The 17,896-nt window shown below is 52.2% G+C and carries 18 protein-coding genes; 6 read left to right on the top strand and 12 right to left on the bottom strand.

Annotated elements, in window-relative coordinates; genetic code table 11:
• Positions 1-47: 47 nt before the first annotated feature.
• From P771_RS19065 to ileS, 9 genes are all read right to left on the bottom strand, one after another.
• The gene (locus tag P771_RS19065; protein WP_051617364.1) at positions 48-1,127 is read right to left on the bottom strand and encodes an OmpA family protein; all 1,080 of its coding nucleotides are present in this window, start codon (positions 1,125-1,127) and stop codon (positions 48-50) included.
• A gap of 76 nt (positions 1,128-1,203) precedes the next feature.
• Positions 1,204-1,929, bottom strand: a complete 726-nt coding sequence (locus tag P771_RS0114035) for a hypothetical protein (RefSeq protein WP_028575637.1) — start codon at positions 1,927-1,929, stop codon at positions 1,204-1,206.
• Positions 1,913-2,452, bottom strand: a complete 540-nt coding sequence (locus P771_RS0114040) for a PilZ domain-containing protein (RefSeq protein ID WP_028575638.1) — start codon at positions 2,450-2,452, stop codon at positions 1,913-1,915. Before P771_RS0114040 ends, P771_RS0114035 begins: the two co-directional genes overlap by 17 nt.
• Before the next feature lie 26 nt (positions 2,453-2,478).
• Positions 2,479-2,913: an NIL domain-containing protein gene (locus tag P771_RS0114045; protein ID WP_028575639.1), complete on the bottom strand. Its 435-nt coding sequence runs from the start codon at positions 2,911-2,913 to the stop codon at positions 2,479-2,481.
• A gap of 133 nt (positions 2,914-3,046) precedes the next feature.
• Positions 3,047-3,904 (bottom strand): tol-pal system protein YbgF, encoded by an 858-nt coding sequence (ybgF, locus tag P771_RS17775; RefSeq protein ID WP_051617365.1) that lies wholly within the window; start codon positions 3,902-3,904, stop codon positions 3,047-3,049.
• On the bottom strand, positions 3,891-4,109 hold the full coding sequence (locus P771_RS0114060; protein WP_028575640.1) for a PLDc N-terminal domain-containing protein: 219 nt from the start codon (positions 4,107-4,109) through the stop codon (positions 3,891-3,893). Before P771_RS0114060 ends, ybgF begins: the two co-directional genes overlap by 14 nt.
• Before the next feature lie 29 nt (positions 4,110-4,138).
• The gene (locus P771_RS0114065) at positions 4,139-4,894 is read right to left on the bottom strand and encodes a prolipoprotein diacylglyceryl transferase (RefSeq protein WP_028575641.1); all 756 of its coding nucleotides are present in this window, start codon (positions 4,892-4,894) and stop codon (positions 4,139-4,141) included.
• Positions 4,875-5,369 (bottom strand): signal peptidase II, encoded by a 495-nt coding sequence (lspA, locus tag P771_RS0114070; protein ID WP_028575642.1) that lies wholly within the window; start codon positions 5,367-5,369, stop codon positions 4,875-4,877. The genes P771_RS0114065 and lspA overlap by 20 nt, the downstream gene beginning before the upstream one ends.
• Positions 5,370-5,380: 11 nt before the next feature.
• A complete protein-coding gene (gene ileS, locus P771_RS0114075) occupies positions 5,381-8,200 on the bottom strand; it encodes an isoleucine--tRNA ligase (protein ID WP_028575643.1) in 2,820 nt (939 codons plus the stop codon).
• A gap of 325 nt (positions 8,201-8,525) precedes the next feature.
• On the opposite strand from ileS, the gene P771_RS0114080 reads away from it, so the two are divergent.
• The 6 genes from P771_RS0114080 to P771_RS0114105 all read left to right on the top strand — a co-directional run bounded on the left by P771_RS0114080 (position 8,526) and on the right by P771_RS0114105 (position 14,645).
• Positions 8,526-9,674, top strand: a complete 1,149-nt coding sequence (locus P771_RS0114080) for an iron ABC transporter substrate-binding protein (RefSeq protein ID WP_084301946.1) — start codon at positions 8,526-8,528, stop codon at positions 9,672-9,674.
• Between the two features lie 39 nt (positions 9,675-9,713).
• Positions 9,714-11,258, top strand: coding sequence for an ABC transporter substrate-binding protein (locus tag P771_RS0114085; protein ID WP_035244698.1), 1,545 nt, complete (start codon positions 9,714-9,716; stop codon positions 11,256-11,258).
• Complete coding sequence (locus P771_RS0114090) at positions 11,255-12,193, top strand: ABC transporter permease (protein WP_028575646.1); 939 nt, start codon at positions 11,255-11,257, stop codon at positions 12,191-12,193. Before P771_RS0114085 ends, P771_RS0114090 begins: the two co-directional genes overlap by 4 nt.
• Positions 12,194-12,202: 9 nt before the next feature.
• A complete protein-coding gene (locus P771_RS17780; protein WP_051617367.1) occupies positions 12,203-13,015 on the top strand; it encodes an ABC transporter permease in 813 nt (270 codons plus the stop codon).
• 126 nt (positions 13,016-13,141) lie between these two features.
• Entirely contained in the window at positions 13,142-13,909 is a 768-nt protein-coding gene (locus P771_RS0114100; RefSeq protein ID WP_028575647.1) for an ATP-binding cassette domain-containing protein, read from the top strand.
• Positions 13,896-14,645, top strand: a complete 750-nt coding sequence (locus tag P771_RS0114105) for an ATP-binding cassette domain-containing protein (RefSeq protein ID WP_150112213.1) — start codon at positions 13,896-13,898, stop codon at positions 14,643-14,645. The genes P771_RS0114100 and P771_RS0114105 overlap by 14 nt, the downstream gene beginning before the upstream one ends.
• Here the strand turns inward: P771_RS0114105 and P771_RS18510 are convergent.
• From P771_RS18510 to P771_RS0114120, 3 genes are all read right to left on the bottom strand, one after another.
• On the bottom strand, positions 14,620-15,360 hold the full coding sequence (locus tag P771_RS18510) for a class I SAM-dependent methyltransferase (protein ID WP_051617369.1): 741 nt from the start codon (positions 15,358-15,360) through the stop codon (positions 14,620-14,622). The genes P771_RS0114105 and P771_RS18510 overlap by 26 nt on opposite strands.
• 136 nt (positions 15,361-15,496) lie before the next feature.
• Entirely contained in the window at positions 15,497-15,913 is a 417-nt protein-coding gene (locus P771_RS0114115) for a MarR family winged helix-turn-helix transcriptional regulator (RefSeq protein WP_028575649.1), read from the bottom strand.
• Positions 15,900-17,810 (bottom strand): heavy metal translocating P-type ATPase, encoded by a 1,911-nt coding sequence (locus P771_RS0114120; protein ID WP_028575650.1) that lies wholly within the window; start codon positions 17,808-17,810, stop codon positions 15,900-15,902. Before P771_RS0114120 ends, P771_RS0114115 begins: the two co-directional genes overlap by 14 nt.
• Positions 17,811-17,896 lie beyond the last annotated feature (86 nt).

Consider the following 17,896-nt stretch of genomic DNA (forward strand, 5'->3'; position numbering starts at 1 on the left):
TGATCAAAAAAGCCCGGCAGTCAAAATTGACTGCCGGGCAGCACTGGTTATTCGAGGTGCATTTCAACCCTGCGGTTGAGAGACCTGCCTTCTCTGGTATTGTTGTCAAATCTGGGCTGGGTCAAACCGTATCCCCTGGTCTCCAGGCGATCAGGATTTATACCCTGTTCCACCAGAAAATCAGCCACAGACTGAGCCCTTCTCTGGGAAAGACCCAGGTTGTACTGGGCCGGACCGATATTGCAGGTGTGTCCTTCCACAACAACTCCCTTGTCGGTTCCCTTGATGATCAGGGCGGCTTCCTTGAGAATATCTTCATATTCAGGCTTGATCCGGGCACTGTCAAAATCAAAGGTGACGTTGCTGAACACGATCACCTCTTCAACGGGTTCCGGAGCAGGGGCCGGGGCCGGGGCTGGAGCAGGGGCCGGGGCTGGCTCAACAGCTACTTCCCGGACATTGTAGAACACCTGCTGCATGAAATCAGCCCTGACAAAATCCTTGGCCAAATCTCCGGCATCAACCGCAACCGAGCAGGGATTCATGCCGGCCAGTTCTTCAACCATGGCCTTCTCGGCCGGGCTCTGGGCCAGACTGACAAAATGAAAGCATATCCTGTTGCCGTATCTGGCATACATATCCTGCATCACTTCTTTGGGGTGAGGTCCGATATTGGATTCTCCATCGGTCACAGCCACCACAGCTATGCGGTCCTGGAGGCGGGATACAGGAGCGTCCAGGGATTGAAGTCCGGCACCCATGGGAGTCCGACGACCAAAGATTTCAAAGTCCGTGGGGATTTCATTAAAGGCGGTGTTCAATGCCTGGCGGTCAAAACCGGACACAGGTCTGAACTCCTTGTAAGGACCATAGGTATAAACCCCGAAATTGGCCTCAAGTTCAGGCATCTCTTCGTTCATAAGTACCAGAAGTTCCCTGGCCACAAGACTTTTGTCCATCCCCAGTTCTTCGTATTCAAAGCCCATGGATCCGGAATTGTCCACATAAAACACAAAATTCTCAGCCTTGGGCTCAATAATGACCTGGGTTTGAGCTGATACAGAGCTGGCCAGAGCCACCATCAGCATAAAGCCCAAGCACAGCAAGCCGATTTTTATCAATTTCATATGCCCTCTCCTTAGTGATACAGGTTAATAACGTGAATCCGGCCACCAGGACAAAATCCAGCAACCACCATCAGGCTCAGGCAGGCTTGAGCTTGGGAATTGAGACTTTGAACGTAACTTCTTCATTCCCGGTTTGCAGATCAAGCTTCCACCCGAGCAATCCAGCAGCATAAGCCGAAACAGGAAGCCCCATGCCGAGATGCTCTGGTTTGGACGAACTCCCCTCAAGCCAGGGATCAAGATCCGGCATCCTGGTCCTGGATGAAACCGACAGGTCAATGCCCTCTCCCTGGAGAGCTGCCCGGATCACTATCCTGGACTCTCTGCTCCCGTCCATCTCCTGATAGGCTTCCACTGCATTTCTTATCCCCTGTTCAAGGCAAAGAGTCAAGTGAAAAGCAGGGACCAGAATATTAATATCATCAGCACCTGTATCCTGTTCACAGGTAATTTTGTGTTTAAAATAAAGATCATTTTCCCAGAACTCGATCAGCCAGCCGATATATTCAGCCACATTGATCTGGACCGGGCTTTTCTGAGAATAAAAAGCACATTGTCCGTTTTTATGCAGGGCGGCCACCATTTTCGCAGTCCCCCCTGCCGACCTGGACAATTTGTCCTGGAATTTGCCCAAAGGCTCTTTCGGGCTTGAACCGGACTTGGCCACCAGCATGGAGAGCTGCATGTCCACAACATGGATGAAATTGTTCAGATTGTGGATGAGTCCGTTGATCTTTCCCCCCTGGCCGGCCATAAGGTACATTTCAGCCAGGGCCATGTACTGTTCATTTGTCAGCTTCACTTCTCTTGCCCCGAATCTGTTCCCGTTGTTCCTGAAAGACAAACTGAACGATCTTTTCCCGGTCTATGTCTCTGATACTGGTAAAACTGACCACCCAGACCGGAATATTCTTGACCTTGACCCTGCGATGGATATTACCCACAACTCCCACCACCTTCAGGGGAAACTGGGACAGAATCAGGGCCATCTCCAGGGTGTCACCAACTTCAAAGGATTCATCAGATATGAATTGAAGTCCGGCACCGCTTATTTCGATCACTTCAGCTGAAATAGGAAAATCATCCTGAATATTTCCCTGACTCAGCAGGCTCAGAATCATGTTCAGCTTTTCATCCATTCTCTGGAAAAAAGCAATGAGCTCCCTGGGGACATGCGAGCCATAAAGATTTTTAGTGGACTGTTCCTCCATGTCGCAGGCAAAGCAACCCGTAAAAATGGGTTTGGCATTGGCAAATGGAGTTCTGCGGGCATAGGCCTTTATCCTGGTTTCCACCCTTGAGTAGTTTCTCTCCTGGCTGCTCATGGCTCATCTCCTTGGGTTGCTGCTGATCAGAAGTCTCCGTTGGCTTCGGCGTGCATGGCCTCCACCGGACAGACCCTGGTGCACATTCCGCAGGCAGTGCACTTGTGGCTGTCAAACAGGACCTGCCTGGTTTCCTGATCCAGATAAAGGGCTCCGGCAAGGCACAACGCAGTGCACAAGCCGCAGTGGGTGCAGGAATCTTCATCCCTGGTGATGGACTGGGCCACGTCCCGGATGCTGATGCCGTGCTCCTGAAGATAGGATATGCCCTTTTTGTAGTCTTCCTCCTTGCCTGACAGTTCCAGGATCATATGACCTTCCTCCCTGGGACTGATTCTGGCCTTGAGGATATTAAAGGTCAGGTCGTATTGCTTGGCCAGATTGTACATCATGGGCCTGCGGACCACGTCCGGCGAAAAATGTAGAGAAATAATCCTGGAATAAGGTTTCGATGCAGTCATCTGATATCCGTTACTGGTCAACTGTTAAACTGTTATTTTTTGTGCTGAACCCCAAAAGACTTCCCCCAAAAAGGAACCTGTTCCCGGGGTCACACTATCTGGCAGAACAGGCCTGCTAAGGCAGGCCAGGACCCTAGCGGTCGGACATGAAGGCCTTGGCCCTTCTGGCCTCAGCCGTATCTGGATATTTCTGCAGCAGCTCGTTCAGCACCAGGCGTCCGGCTTCTTCCCGACCCAGATGAAAAAAAGACATGCCCTGCTTAAGCATGCTGGCGCTCATTTTATTACTGTCGGAAAAATTTGTGATGACCTCCTGGTAGGCCAGCACGGCCTGGGCATACCTTTCCAACTGGTAAAAACTTTCCCCCTGCCAGAAATGGGCATTGGATGTCAGAGGGTGATCCGGAAAATTATCAGCAAACTCCTCCCACAAAGATTGGGCCAGTTCATAATTTCGATCATAAAAAGAATCCAGGGCCCGCTGATAAAGAGCCCTGGCCGAGTCTCCAGGCTGGATCGGCTCAAACTCATCCACTGTTTCCGGCCTGGTCTCCTGCTCAGGCATCTCCAGGCCCAGCTGGCTGGAAATCATCTGCACGGACCTGTCCAGCTCCCTGGTCTTGGCCCTCATGTCTTCAATGGCCTGCCGGTTGTCCTCCCTGGTTTCTGCTCTGTCCAGGGTATCTCTTTCCAACGAATCCAGCCTGCCGGTAAGGGTGGCCACCTGGACTTTAAGGGACTGAACCTCGGCCCACAGGTTGGCCTGGGTTGCCTGGACCGAGCCTCCGGCCTCGGTCAGCCCCTGTTCAATGGCCTCAAGCTGGGCCTTTTGCTCTTCAAGGGTCTGCCTGAAAACCTGTCTGTCATTTTGCTGCTGTCTTTCCAGGGACCTGACCTGAAACCGCAGGGTATCCACATCAGACTGGGTAGTAACGCAGGAAGCCAGCAGAAAACAGAAAGCAAAAATTATCAGAAGCTTAGGGTTCAGCATGGTTTACAACCCTCCTTCTTCCGAAGAAAAGATATGCCAGTCCACCCAGCACCGGAATAAACACGGCCACGGCAATCCAGGCCATCTTTTCCTGTGCTGTCTGGAAATCATGTTTAAAAATGTGCAGGATGGCCCATAAGTTGGGCAGGATCGGCAAAAAAACCAGAACAATGAGCAGGGGATTTTCAAAAAAAACATCATACATGGTCTTATACCTGACTTGATATTTGGAGATTATTTATAATGACCTGTCTTTCTATAAACAAGAATCAGGCCGGCGACAAGAACTCCCAGGGCCAGAACCTGATTCACGCTGACAATGCCAAGCTCCCGGGAAAGGTCGTTGCGCAGCAAGTCAACAGTCATCCCGGCCAGTGGATACAGGACCAGGAACAGCCCGGCAATCCGGCCCTGATCCCTTGTTCGGGCTTTTACGCCAAGAAGAAGGATAAAGCAAACAAGGGCAACCAGCGCATGGTAGATCTGGGTGGGATGCAGGGCCTTGAAAAGCGGTCCCAGGGAGTCAGGATGGGTGAACACTGCACACCAGGGCAGATCGCATGGCTTACCGTATCCGCATCCGGCAGCAAAACAACCCAGCCAGCCCACAAAAAGCCCCAGGGCAATTCCGGGTGCAGCAGCATCCAGCCAGGGAAGAATGGGCTGTTTTCTGCGGGCCAGAAAAATAATCATTAATAGCCCGGCTGAAACTGCACCACCCATAAAAATCAGGCCACCCTTCCAGAACTTGAAGATTCCCAAGGGATCATCCGTAAAAACCCCAGGATTGAAGGCCACGTACAGAAGCCTTGCTCCGGCCAGTCCTCCCAGGAGTACATAAAAGCCGATATCCAAAACAAGCCTCTGGTCCAGACCCTTCTGGACCGCTTCCCGCATGGTCCAGGCCATGCCGAGCAAAAAAGCGGCTGCAATAAAGAAACCGAAAGAGTAAAGCTTAAAAAGGCCTGCTTCAATCAGAACCGGATGCATATCTCTTTTTCTTGTAAAATGAGACCAGCAGCAGAATTGCCCCAACTGAAATGGCCATGTCAGCCACGTTAAAGGCCGGCCAGTGATGGCTGCCCATGTAAAAATCCAGAAAGTCGATGACCATTCCCAGTCTGATCCGGTCAATAAGGTTTCCCAGAGCCCCGCCCAGTATAAGACCCAGAGCAGTGAACAGGTACACATCTCTTCTGTGCACAGTTCTCAGGAGATGGAAAATCAGAACCACGGCCAGCCCTGTAACTCCAATGAAAAAATAGGTCTGCATATTTCCTTCCAGGTCGGCCAGAAAGCCGAAGGCCGCACCCTTGTTCAGGACATGAACCAGGTTGAAGAATCCCGGGATCACGGTCCTGGTTTCCCAAAGGGGTATGGCACTCTGCACCCATATCTTGGTGGCCTGGTCCAGGACAAGAATGACCCCGGCCAGAATAAAGACAATTTTGTGTTTCAACGACATGTTATTCCTCATTAATCCTGACGGGTTCCTTGAATTTCTCTAATAATCCCGGCACATCTGGGACAGGCCTTTTCCTGGTCCAGATCCTGGCTGTAGATCCAGCATCTGGCACATTTCTCCCCGGGCGCCCTTTCCACCTTGATCTTTAACCCCTCCAGTTCCAGGCTGCTGAAGATTCCTGCCGGAGCCTCTGCCTCAGGTCGGACCAGGGCCCTGGACACAATGAAAATATAACCCAGGTCATCTTCCAACTCTTTCAGGGACTGGTACTTGGTCTCATCAACATACAGGGTCACCAGGCTGTCCAGAGAATGGCCCAACTCCTTGGACTTTCTGTAGGGTTCAATGGCCTTTGTCACTTCCTGACGCACCTCGTACACCATGTTCCACAGACTTTTTTCATCCTCATCCATAAGAGGGTAGCCTGAGAAATCAGGACGTAGGCCGAACACGGTTTTACTGCTAGTCCGCAATTGCTCAGGCAGATGCTGATATATTTCCTCAGCAGTAAAACTCAGAACAGGAGCCATATTGGCAAGCATGGCCTGGAGCATCAGGTAAAGAGAGGTCTGGGCCGACCTGCGCTCCAGGCTTCCCGGAGCATAGACATAGAGCCGGTCCTTGATGATATCAAGGTAAAAGGAAGACAGCTCCACCACGCACAGATTATGCAAGGTATGAAATATCTTGTGAAACTCAAACCTGTTGTAGGCTTTTTGCATGGCCTGGTGTTTTTCCAGGACCAGGGACAGGGCGTAACGGTCCAGATCAAGCATGTCCCTGGGTTCCACCATATCCTGGCCCGGGTCAAAATCAAACAGATTTCCCAGAAAGTAGCGGGAAGTGTTCCTGATCCTGCGGTAGGCATCCACCAGCCGGTTCAGGATCTCATCCGAAATGCGCACATCCTCCTGATAATCAACAGCAGCCACCCAGATCCGCAGAATCTCGGCCCCGAACTTGTCAATTATCTCCTGGGGGGCGATGACATTGCCCAGAGATTTGGACATTTTTCTACCGTCACCATCAACCACATAGCCATGAGTCAGGACCGACCGGTAGGGAGCCTGCCCCCTGGTACCCATGGAGGCCAGCAAAGAGCTGTGAAACCATCCTCTGTGCTGATCAGTGCCTTCAAGATACATATCCGCCGGAAAAGCGCATTCCGGCCTCTTTTCCAGAACTGCTGCAAAACTGGTCCCTGAATCAAACCAGACATCCAGAATATCATCCTCTTTTTTCCACTCCCTGGAGCCACAGTCCGGACAGGTCAGGTCCTCAGGCACCACATCGGTTATGTCCGCTTCAAACCAGTAGTCGCAGCCCCGTTCATGTTTCTCAAACCGGTCTGTTATGGAAAATATCCAGTCCGGATCCATATAGGTATGATCACATTTGGCGCAAAGCAGAGCAATAATTGGAACGCCCCAGTTGCGCTGGCGGGAGATGCACCAGTCTGGGCGGTTCTCAATCATGGAATAGATGCGTTGCCTTCCCCAGGAAGGTATCCATTCAACATCATTTGTGATGGCCTCAAGGGCCTTTTGCCTGAGGTCGTTTTTATCCATGGAAATGAACCACTGGGTCGTGGCCCTGAAGATAACGGGCTGCTTGCAGCGCCAGCAATGCGGATAGGAATGGGATATCTTTTTTTCAGCCAGGAGCAGACCACTGCTTTTCAGCTTTTCAATGACCAGCGGATTGGCCTGATAAACATTCTGTCCAGCCAGAAAACCCACCTCTTCCAGAAAACGCCCCTGGTCATCCAGAGGTGAAAGTACTTCCAGACCGTACTTCTGTCCGGTTTCATAGTCTTCCCGGCCATGTCCCGGTGCAGTATGCACCAGACCGGTCCCGGCTTCCAGCGTAACATAATCAGCCAGCACAACCGGAGCCTGCCTGTCCATGAAGGGATGCACTGCTTTTATTCCTTCCAGATCCTTGCCTGTTGCCCGACCAAGGACCTCATAATTATTCCACCCAAAGATCTCGGACAGGTCCTTGACCTGTTCACTGGCCAGAATGAAGAATTTGGCCCCTGATTTGACCAGGCTGTATTCAAATTCAGGATGAACCGCTACAGCCGTGTTGCCCGGGATGGTCCAGGGCGTCGTGGTCCAGATTACAGCAAAGGTTGCCGCAGGGTCAGCCTGAGAAAACACTTCCCTGATCCTGAGGTCGGTTACTGGAAATGCAACGTAGATTGAAGGCGAAGTATGGTCAGCATATTCAACCTCAGCCTCAGCCAGGGCTGTTTCACAGTCAATGCACCAGTAAATGGGCTTTTTACCCCGGACTACAGAGCCCTTCTTGATGAAATTGCCAAGCTCCCTGGCTGTGGCTGCCTCATAAGCAGGATGCATGGTCTGATAGGGGTCATCCCACTGACCCATAACTCCCAGCCTGATGAACTCTTTACGCTGGATATCCAGGAACTTGGCTGCATATTCCCGGCAGATCCTGCGGATCACTATGGGCGGGACAACCTTGTTTTTAGCCCTGAGTTCCTGGGCAACCTTGTGCTCAATGGGCAGACCGTGACAGTCCCAGCCCGGCACGTATTCAGCCCTGAAGCCCTGCATATTCCTGGATTTGACAATAAAGTCCTTGAGCACCTTGTTCATGGCCGTACCCATGTGAATATGGCCGTTGGCATAGGGAGGTCCGTCATGGAGCACATAAGGCTGACCTTCCTGGTTGGCATGGACCATCTGCTGGTAGGCATTGATCTTTTTCCAGAATTCCAGCATCCGGGGCTCATTCTGGGTCAGATTGGCCCGCATGGGAAAGGAAGTCTTGGGAAGGTTCAGAGTTTTCTTGTAGTCCGTCATATCAGAGCGTCCGCCTTTATTATGTTATTATCCTGATTCATATCCAGCAAAGACAAGTTTTGAAAGTGAATCATAGCTTGCTGGAAGTCAAGTTTTTATCAGAGTGGCCTTGCCTTATGACCATCCAGTCCACACCCTTCTGGACAGCTGAGACCTCTTTGCACCTCCTTGCATAATATTTATCAATTAAGTGTCACCAATTCATAAATAATATCTTGAAATTGAATTTTGATTATCATAAAATAATCGCAAAACGTTTCAGAAATTTCATTGCTTCGTCCGCAAATATTAACCTCCTGCCAACCTTTTTAAAGGAGCTTCTGTCATGATCAGCCGGCTTTTCCCAAAAAACACCCTGCCTGCTTTGGCCTGTTTTTTTCTGGCCATGGCTATTCTCATGTTGCTGTCTGTTCAGGCTCAGGCCGGACAATCCCTGTCCATTACCGATGTCATGGGAAGAACGCATGAGCTCAAGGAGCCAGCCCAGCGGGTCATCTGTTCCGGCTCTGGCTGCCTGCGTCTTTTGACCTACCTTCAAGCCCAGGACAGGATAGTGGCGGTGGACAGTGCTGAAAAGGGAGGTTTACCCTTTTCCACTGATGCCAGACCCTATGCCATTGCCAATCCAGGTTTTGGCGACTATCCCCTGTTCGGGGAATTCAGGGGTCAGGACAGCCCGGAACTCATTGCCGGCCTTGATCCCCAGCCTCAGGTCATTTTCAAGACTTACGCCACCAGGGACGGAGGGGTGGATACTCTCCAGGCCAAAACCGGTATTCCGGTCATTGCCCTGAATTACGGAAACCTGACCTTTGCCCGCAATGACCTTGATCAAACCCTGACCATCATGGGCAGAGTCTTGGGTCTGGAAGAACGATCCAGGGAAGTAATCTCCTATTTTAATTCCCTGCAGGAAGATCTGGAGCAGAGGGTCTTGGGCCTTAATCCGGACCAGAACCCCACTGTCTACGTAGGTGGAGTATCTCAGCGCGGCGGTCATGGATTTCAGTCAACCGAGACTGCTTACGCTCCTTTTGAATTTCTCAGAGCCCGTAACGTGGCCGGCCATCTCGGCTCCCCTGACAAGGGATCCTCCCATGCCAGCGTGGCCAAGGAAAAATTGATCATCTGGGATCCGGACATAATCTTTCTGGACATATCCACCACCCGCCTGGATGGAATGGCCAACGGACTGGAACAGCTTCGCAATGATTCAGCCTATCAGGCCCTGAGGGCTGTTCAGCAGGGCAGGATTTACGGAGTGTTTCCATATAACTTCTATACCCAGAACTTTGAAAGCATCTTTGCCAATGCCTATTTCATAGGAAAAACCATTTATCCGGACCAGTTCTCAGACATAGATCCCCTGCAAAAAGCCGAAGAAATATCCATCTTTCTGAACAACGGCCCGGCCTTTGAAATCATCAACCACCAGTTCAACAACCTGGGCTTCAGCCGGATTAATCTGGAGTAGCTCCTTATAACTCTGTCTGCTGCAACCTGGAGGATTACCATGTTTGACAAAGCTTTTTTTGCAAAACTGACTCTGATTTTTTTAGCCTTTGGATTTGGCCTGATCCCGGTGAACCCTGCCCTGGCTGACCAGCCCCTGGTCGTGGTCTCCCCCTGGAAGGCCAACTCCCTGGATCCTTCTAATTCAGGCTTTGTTTTCACCCGAATGGGCTGTCTGGAAACACTGGTCACTTCAGACCGCCAGGGTGGCATCACCCCCATGCTGGCCACAGAGTGGAGCACTTCACCTGACGGGCTGACCTGGTCCTTTTATTTGCGGGAAAATGTCAAATTTCACGACGGCACACCCCTGAATGCCCTGGCCGCATCCAGGGCCCTCAATCACGCCCTGGACAAGGGGGCTTTCCAGGGTGTGGATATTGAAAAGATCCAACCAGCCGGGGACCTGGTCCTGACTGTAAAAACCAGATCTCCCTTTTCAGCCCTGCCATCTTTTTTAGCCAACTTTTCGGCTGCCATCGGTGCGCCAGCCATGTATGATCAGGATTTTGACCGGGTCATTGGCACAGGCATGTATGAATTCGTATCTCACAGGGGCCTGACTGACTTTGAATTCAGGGCCTTTGCTGACTATTGGGGCGATCCAGCGCAGATAGCCCGGGCTCAGTACCGGGCTATTCCCAATGGTGAAACCAGGGCTCTGATGGCTGAATCCGGTGAAGCACACCTCTCCTTAACCCTTTCTCCTGAGTCTTCCGCCAGACTGGATGGGCTAAGGGGAATCACTATGTACAGCACAGCCCTGCCCAGGGTCAGACTGATCAAACTGAATTGCTCCCTGCCTCTGTTCAATGATCCAGGAGTCCGCAGGGCCATGTCCATGGCCATAGACAGGCCGGCTATAGCCGCTTCCCTGCTGGATAATCCCGACATTGCCTCAACCCAGCTTTTACCTAGAGTTTCGGCCTGGCATAACCAGGATCTTGGCGTTCCAGAGCATTTTGCCTTTAATCCAGAAATGGCCTCTCAGCTGCTCGAGCAGGCCGGATGGACCAGAGGCTCTGACGGAATTCGGACTAAAGACGGACAGCGGTTTTCCTTTGAAATAATCACCTATGCATCCCGCCCCACTCTGCCTCTGGTGGCCCAGGCCATCCAGGCCCAGTTCAAGGAAGTGGGCATTGAAATGCGGATCGTGACAACTGAAGCTGGAATCATTCCTCAGCGACATAATGACAATACCCTGGAAGCCGCCTTTCTGGCCAGGAACTACGGCCAGATTCCGGATGCCATAGCCACCATCCTGGCTGATTTTGGACCGGCAGACAGAAGAGGGGGCTGGGGGGCCATGGGATGGGAATCTGATGAATTTTATTCACTTTTGAACGACTACATGAACGAGTTCGACTCCCAAAAGGGCCGGGACATCGGCTGGAAGATTTCAGAAATTCTGAACACTGACCTGCCTGTAATCCCTGTAGCCTGGTACGATGACCATGTGGCCGTGTCCGGCAAAATCAAGGGATTCAACCAGGATCCTTTTGAACTCAGGCCCTACCCTGAAGGAGTCCATTTCCAACAGTGATCCTTGTTGTCCTGAACCGGATATCACAGCTGGTGGTCATCGCCCTGACGGTGGCCACCCTTACTTTTCTGGTCACCTGGTTTGGCCCTGGAGACATCGCCACCCAGGTAGCCATTGCCAGATACGATCTGGACCGGGTCACCCCTGAACTCATCCAGTCCGTAAGAGTCCAGGAAGGGCTGGACCGTTCAGGCTTTTATCAGTTTTCAAAATGGATTGGCAGGACAATAACCCTTGATCTGGGCAGCTCTCTGGTTACTGGTCAGGGGGTGGGATCAATCCTGGCCTACCATTTCTCCCACACTGTCAAACTGGCCTTGGTTGCCATGGTTTTTTCCCTGGCCATGGCTCTTCCTCTGGGCATCGCTGGAGGCATAAGACCGGAATCCCGCTTCAATCGGATCCTGCAGGCCATTTCCTCTCTTCTGGTCTCAATACCTCCTTATATCCTGGCTGTACTGCTCATACTGGTATTCGGGGTATATTTGTCCATCCTGCCTGTGGCCGGTTTTTCCAGACCAGAACACGTTATTCTTCCCGCCCTGACCCTTGGTCTGGGACTTTTTGCCATGAGCAACAGGATTATAGCCGCTTCTGTGAACACCGTCAGGAGTGCTGGATATTATGCCTTTGCCAGGACAAAGGGTTTGCCACGGTACCAGGTCCTGGTCAGACACGGTCTGAGAAACGCTTCAGCTCCGGTCCTTACCTTTTTGGGGCTGCAATTTGCCTTTCTTCTGGATGGAGTGGTCATTATTGAGAACATTTTTGCCTGGCCCGGGATTGGGCACCTGCTCCTGGAGTCCATCATGGCCAGAGACATCCCGGTCATTCAGGGTGCTGCCATGCTCATCGGAGCCATTTACGTAACCATCAATACCCTGGTGGATCTGACCCTGCTCTGGCTGAACCCGGTGGCCACAGATCAGCCCTGAAAAAACAGCATGACTATTACCCGTCCAAATTTCAGGAACAGCCTGCACCTGCTCCCGGCCCTGACCCTCTTGTCCGTACCTGTTGTCCTGGGCCTGTTATCCCTTGCCCCAAACATTGATCCCTACACTCAGAACCTTATGAACAGGCTGGCTGGACCAGGAATGTCGCATCCCCTGGGAACCGACCAGTTCGGACGCTGTCTTCTGGCCAGGATAGCTCACGGTACTTATCTCTCCCTAGGGGCAGCTGTGCTCATATCCTTAGGCTCAGCTCTTATGGGTGCAGTTCTGGGCATGGTAGCCGGATACAAAAAAGGCTTTATTGATGCAGCCATCAGCCGGCTTGTAGACACCACCCTGGCCTTTCCAGGCATTCTTCTGGCCCTGATGATCACCGGGCTGACCAGTGGGGGTATCATGGTTCTGGCCATGGCCCTGATCATCACCACCTGGCCGGACTACTGCAGGGTAGCCCGGTCTGTTACCAGGACCTGCTCTTCAGCACCGTACATCCAGGCAGGAATCATCTTGGGCTTTCCAACATGGTTTATACTGTACCGCTACATCCTGCCCCAGGTTGCCAGACCAGTCCTTCCTCTGGTATCTCTGGGCATCGGTAAATCCCTGCTGGCCTTGTCTTCCCTGGGTTTTCTGGGCATTGGCGTGAGGCCACCCATACCTGAGTGGGGGGCCATGATTTCCGACGGCCTGCCATATCTTAGGACAGCGCCTCATCTCTCCCTGATACCCTCGGCTCTTGTCTTTATAACGGTTTTCAGCTGCCTCATACTATCTGGCAAGATGAAGCTTAAAAACTATTGACCCAGGGATGACAGCCCGGACCATCTGGATATGATGAACTATACTTTAAATATTATTCTTGCGTTTTTGAATGTACCAGCTTTGTGGTTTTTTACTGTGAAATAACACCTGAAACCTTGAGAATCCATGCTGATTATTGAGAACCTGAACATCTGCGCAAAAAACAGTCCGGACAACCTGCTGGTTAATGAAGTCAGCCTGTTCCTGCCGGAAAAGAACGTTTACAACCTGGTAGGAGAGACCGGCAGCGGCAAGTCTCTGCTGGCCCTGGCCGTAGCTGGACTGCTTTCTGAAGATCTCCAGGCCCAGGGCCGGATAACCATCAATGGACTGTCCTCCAGACCTGCCAGGAATGAACAGGCCCAGGCCAGTACCTTCCTGGTTCCTCAGGAACCGGGCATTGCCCTGAATCCGACCCTGAAAGTCAAATCACAGGTTGCTGAAATATTCAGATGGCCCCGGGCAAAGCCCAGAAAACAGTCCATGGCCAGGGCAGCCAGCATCCTGGTTCGTCTGGGACTCTCCGGGACTGCTGTGAACAGTTATCCCCATGAGCTTTCAGGAGGGATGAAACAGAGATGTGCCATAGCCATGGCCCTGGCCTCCCCAGCCCCGTTGATCATTGTGGACGAGCCCACCAAAGGCCTGGATGCACATCTGAAAGACCAGGTGGTGGATCTGCTGAAAAAGCTGGTAAAAAACGGCAAGACCCTTTTGTGTATCACCCACGACTTTACAGTGGCCGGACTTCTTGGGGGCCAAACAGGGGTGATGCTCCAGGGCAAAATCATTGAGCAGGGGGTCACAGAGCAGGTCCTGCATAAACCTGAAGCCAAGTATACCAGGGACCTGATCAGGGCTCTTCCGGAAAACGGCCTGTGTGCTCCCTTATAGTCAAATGAACAGGACATCTATTCCGTCTCCAGCCATTGTTGAACTGAAGGCAGTGCACAAATCCTTTACCAGGGGTCTGTTCCAAAAACAGGTGCACAGAGTTTTAGGTCCAGTAGAGCTTGCAGTGCACCCAGGCCGGGTTGTAGGTCTTTTCGGGCCCTCAGGCTCGGGCAAGTCAACCCTTGGCAACATTATCCTCAACCTGACCCGGCCCGACTCCGGTCAGGTCTTCTGGAACGGGCATGACCTGAACGACTTGTCTCTAACTCAAAAGAATGGTCTGCGCCCCAGATTTCAAAAAATTTTCCAGGACCCAGCCCTGACCTTTGCCCCTTTTCAAAGTCTGGACAGGTCTTTCCAGGATGTAATCCGTTTTTTGTACCCGGACAGCCAAGAACAGGCCCGGAGCAAACTGGCCTCTCTGATGCAGAGTATGAATCTGGGCATGGAGCTACTTACGCGCACTCCGGACAAAGTCTCAGGGGGGGAGATTCAGAGGCTGGCCTTGATCAGGTGCCTGCTGGCAGATCCTTTATTTCTGGTGGCGGATGAACCAACTTCAAGACTGGACCCTCTGGTCCAGGCCCAGGTGGCCCGGACCATTCAGGCCCAGGGCCCTGACAAAGGAATGGGAGTGCTGTTCATCAGCCATGACTTTGCACTGCTCAAAGCCCTGTGCCATGAAGTGTTTAAACTGGAGAATGGAATTCTCAGCCGCATGTGGCTGAGAGAATAAAGAACCGGCCATAGCCTGGAAAACATTTTCCATTAGCCGTGTATGGATTTTCATCAAACTCATGCTCATGGCTGACGATGGAGCTGAACCCGCAATCAACAAGAAGCTCGCTGGCCTGACTGGCATAAAGACCCGCCCCAAAGGGCAGATCAGGGTCGACTTTTTTATACATCTGCTTGAATTTTTCCGGATGAGAAGCACCTTTTCCGGTAATTTTCTGGATACCTTCCAGCATGAAGCTACTCACCCTCTGGAGAAGAGTGACCGGTCTCCACATTCCATCGGATATCACCAGCCTTCCGCCGGGTCTGAGCAGAATGGACCAGTTCCTGAGGGTAGTCCAGGGATCCTTGAGGGTCCAGATCAGATTCCTGGTAACTATGGCGTCCATGGTTCCCGGGGCAAAAGGGGGGTCATCTGCCCCGGCCTGCATAAACTTCACCTCCAGGCCCATCCTGGCGGCCTTTTTTGATGCAATGTCCAGCATCCTGGAAGAGATATCAATTCCAGTGACCTTGAATCCCTGACCAGCCAGACCCAGGGCCAGGAATCCCGTTCCTGTGCCCGCATCCAGCACCTTAGATCCGGCCGGCAGGGACAAGACCCTGGAATATATGTCAACCCAGGGTTCATGTCTGCAGGAAGTGGAGTCAAAGCTTACCGCCCTCCAGTTCCAGTAACTGGATATATGTCTGCAAACTGACAAATCCTTCATAAAATCCTGCCTCTTTAATGTTATTGATTGTAAAAAGGTAACATCTAAGGCCGGATCAGGTCAAGAAAAATCAATCCAGCTCCAGGTCTGACAGTTTTTTAAAAAAACTGAATACGTGATATCTCGAGCCAGCCAATCAAAAATTGGCCAGCATCCTTCTGAGACATTCAGCCAGGGCAGTCATGTCTTCCCTGCTCATGTCTGCTGTCAGCTCCTGGGTCAGGCGGCTGTGCAGCTTGTGGTGCTCGTCAGCATGAGCCCGGCCCTTGTCCGTGAGCAGGACCCTTATGGAACGCCGATCGGTTTCATGGGGACGGCGCTCCACCAGACCGGCCTTTTCCAGCCGATCCACCAGTACAGTCAGCGATCCGGTGGTTACTCCCATTTTCTCGGCCAGCTCCTTCATTTTAAGGGCTCCCTGGGAGTTGAGAATCTCAACAGTATGCATCTGGGACAGGGTCAGGGGCTCACCCCTGACCACTTCGTGCTCCCAGGAAGAAAATTTTTCATAAAACTCAACCAGTAATTTGGTCAGCTCTTCAACCTGTTCCATGACTGCTCCTTTTGAAACGTGCAAAAGCCAGGCTGGCCGATGACAGGACTACGATAACCGAGCCAATGTTGTGAAAAACTGCAGCCTGGATAGGACTAAGAAAACCGGCTGCGCTTCCCCAGACAGCCAGGAAATTGAAGCCCACCCCCAGAAAGACATTGATCTTGATCAGCCTGACCATCCTCCTGCCCATGGATACAATAACGGGCAGAGTGGACAGGTCATCCCTGACCAGGGCAATGTCAGCAGTTTCCAGGGCCACGTCGGTCCCTTTTTCGCCCATGGCAATGCCAATGTCAGCCTTGGCCAGAGCAGGGGCATCATTGATTCCGTCCCCCACAAAAGTCACTTTATGCCCTTTATTCTGAAAATCTTCAATAATGCCCAGCTTCCGGTCCGGTTTGAGCTCCCACCAGAAGCTCTTGATGCCTGAGTCTCTGGCAATGGTGGCCACTGCCTTTTCATGATCCCCGGACAGGATACCTGTCCGGCCCATGCCCAGCCTTTCAAGGTCGCTGATCACCCCTCTGATGCCGGGCCGCAGTTCATCCCGGACACTGATCAGGCCTACAGCATCCTTGTCCAGGTAGACCACCAGGGGTGTGGCTCCGGAGTCCCGGATCAGACTGATCTTTTCCTGAAAAAGAGGAGGCAGGGCAGCTGTACCGCCATTCATGTACGGGCTGCCAACCTCCACCAGTCTGTTGTCCAAAAGAACAGCCCTGATGCCCAGGCCGATTTCCGAAAGGACTTCCCTGGCCTTCTGGACCCTTACCCCGGCATAGTGGGCTGCCTTGACCACTGCCCTGGCCAAAGGATGGGTGCAGTCCTTTTCCACGCAGGCCGCCAACCCCAGGATATCATCCCTGGAATACTTTTTTCCCAGAGCCACCTGACTGACTCTTGGCTCTCCCCTGGTCAGAGTCCCGGTCTTGTCAAACAGGATCACATCAGAAGCAGCCAGCTCTTCCAGATATACTCCGGCCTTGACCAGGACCCCGGAGCTGGCCAGCCGACCTACAGCAGCCACAGTGGCAGTAGGAGCAGCCATGATCAGGGCACAGGGACAGCCTGCAATAAGAACAGCCACAGCCCTGCTTATTTCACCGGAAAAAAACCAGGTTAAACCGGCAATGGTCAGGATCAGAGGGGTAAACCAGCCTGCGTACCGGTCAATGAACCGGGTGGCCCTGGGCTTATGGGCTTCAGCCCTTTCCACCAGCCTGATTATCCTGCCCAGCATGGTGTCCCGGCCTACTTTCAGGGCTTCAATCACAACCACCCCATTATGATTGAGGGTTCCGGCCATGACCTGATCACCCTCCTGCTTCATACCGGGCACAGATTCACCGGTAATGGCTGACTCGTCCACCATGGTCTTACCCTGAATGATCCTGGCGTCCACCGGAATCCTTTCACCGGGTTTGACCAGCAGCTGATCCCCTGGCCTGAGCTTGTCCACAGCCACTCTGACTTCTTTTTCACCCTGGACAAGAGTGGCCTCCTGAGGAGTGACTGCAGCCAGCCGATGTATGGATCTGCGGGCACAATCACTGGTCACTTCCTCCACCAGCGCCCCCAAAGTCATGATAAAGGCCACCACCGCTGCAGTCAGGTACTCCCCTTGGACCAGACAGGCCACAATGGCCAGGCTGACCAGCTCATCCACATTGACCTGTCTTTTTAAAAGCCCCTTAACAGCCCCGATGATGATGGGAAATCCGTTGACACCAACAGAGGCCAGCACAAGAAGGATGGACACCAGTTCCGGAGTCCAGCCCTGTCCCTGCCATAGATAACCGGCCAGAGCAGCCAGGCCTCCAGACAGGGTCACATAAAACTTTCTGGTGGTGAGCAGCTCCTGGTAAACCCCAAGATTGGAAAAACGGCCGATCATAATTGTTTCCTCCGACTGATAATAATTTGATCAAATTAATTTATAATCAAACATCTTGATAATCAAGGCATATTTAAAAAGGCATT

Source organism: Desulfonatronovibrio hydrogenovorans DSM 9292, assembly GCF_000686525.1.
GTDB lineage: Bacteria > Desulfobacterota > Desulfovibrionia > Desulfovibrionales > Desulfonatronovibrionaceae > Desulfonatronovibrio > Desulfonatronovibrio hydrogenovorans.

Coding starts and splice junctions, on each gene's coding strand:
- P771_RS0114115 (WP_028575649.1), bottom strand. CDS start 15,913: ATGGAACAGGTTGAAGAGCTGACCAAATTACTGGTTGAGTTTTATGAA.
- P771_RS0114045 (WP_028575639.1), bottom strand. CDS start 2,913: ATGACTGCATCGAAACCTTATTCCAGGATTATTTCTCTACATTTTTCG.
- P771_RS18510 (WP_051617369.1), bottom strand. CDS start 15,360: ATGAAGGATTTGTCAGTTTGCAGACATATATCCAGTTACTGGAACTGG.
- P771_RS0114120 (WP_028575650.1), bottom strand. CDS start 17,810: ATGATCGGCCGTTTTTCCAATCTTGGGGTTTACCAGGAGCTGCTCACC.
- ileS (WP_028575643.1), bottom strand. CDS start 8,200: ATGACGGACTACAAGAAAACTCTGAACCTTCCCAAGACTTCCTTTCCC.
- P771_RS0114040 (WP_028575638.1), bottom strand. CDS start 2,452: ATGAGCAGCCAGGAGAGAAACTACTCAAGGGTGGAAACCAGGATAAAG.
- lspA (WP_028575642.1), bottom strand. CDS start 5,369: ATGTCGTTGAAACACAAAATTGTCTTTATTCTGGCCGGGGTCATTCTT.
- ybgF (WP_051617365.1), bottom strand. CDS start 3,904: ATGCTGAACCCTAAGCTTCTGATAATTTTTGCTTTCTGTTTTCTGCTG.
- P771_RS0114080 (WP_084301946.1), top strand. CDS start 8,526: ATGATCAGCCGGCTTTTCCCAAAAAACACCCTGCCTGCTTTGGCCTGT.
- P771_RS0114060 (WP_028575640.1), bottom strand. CDS start 4,109: ATGTATGATGTTTTTTTTGAAAATCCCCTGCTCATTGTTCTGGTTTTT.
- P771_RS0114065 (WP_028575641.1), bottom strand. CDS start 4,894: ATGCATCCGGTTCTGATTGAAGCAGGCCTTTTTAAGCTTTACTCTTTC.
- P771_RS19065 (WP_051617364.1), bottom strand. CDS start 1,127: ATGAAATTGATAAAAATCGGCTTGCTGTGCTTGGGCTTTATGCTGATG.
- P771_RS0114100 (WP_028575647.1), top strand. CDS start 13,142: ATGCTGATTATTGAGAACCTGAACATCTGCGCAAAAAACAGTCCGGAC.
- P771_RS17780 (WP_051617367.1), top strand. CDS start 12,203: ATGACTATTACCCGTCCAAATTTCAGGAACAGCCTGCACCTGCTCCCG.
- P771_RS0114085 (WP_035244698.1), top strand. CDS start 9,714: ATGTTTGACAAAGCTTTTTTTGCAAAACTGACTCTGATTTTTTTAGCC.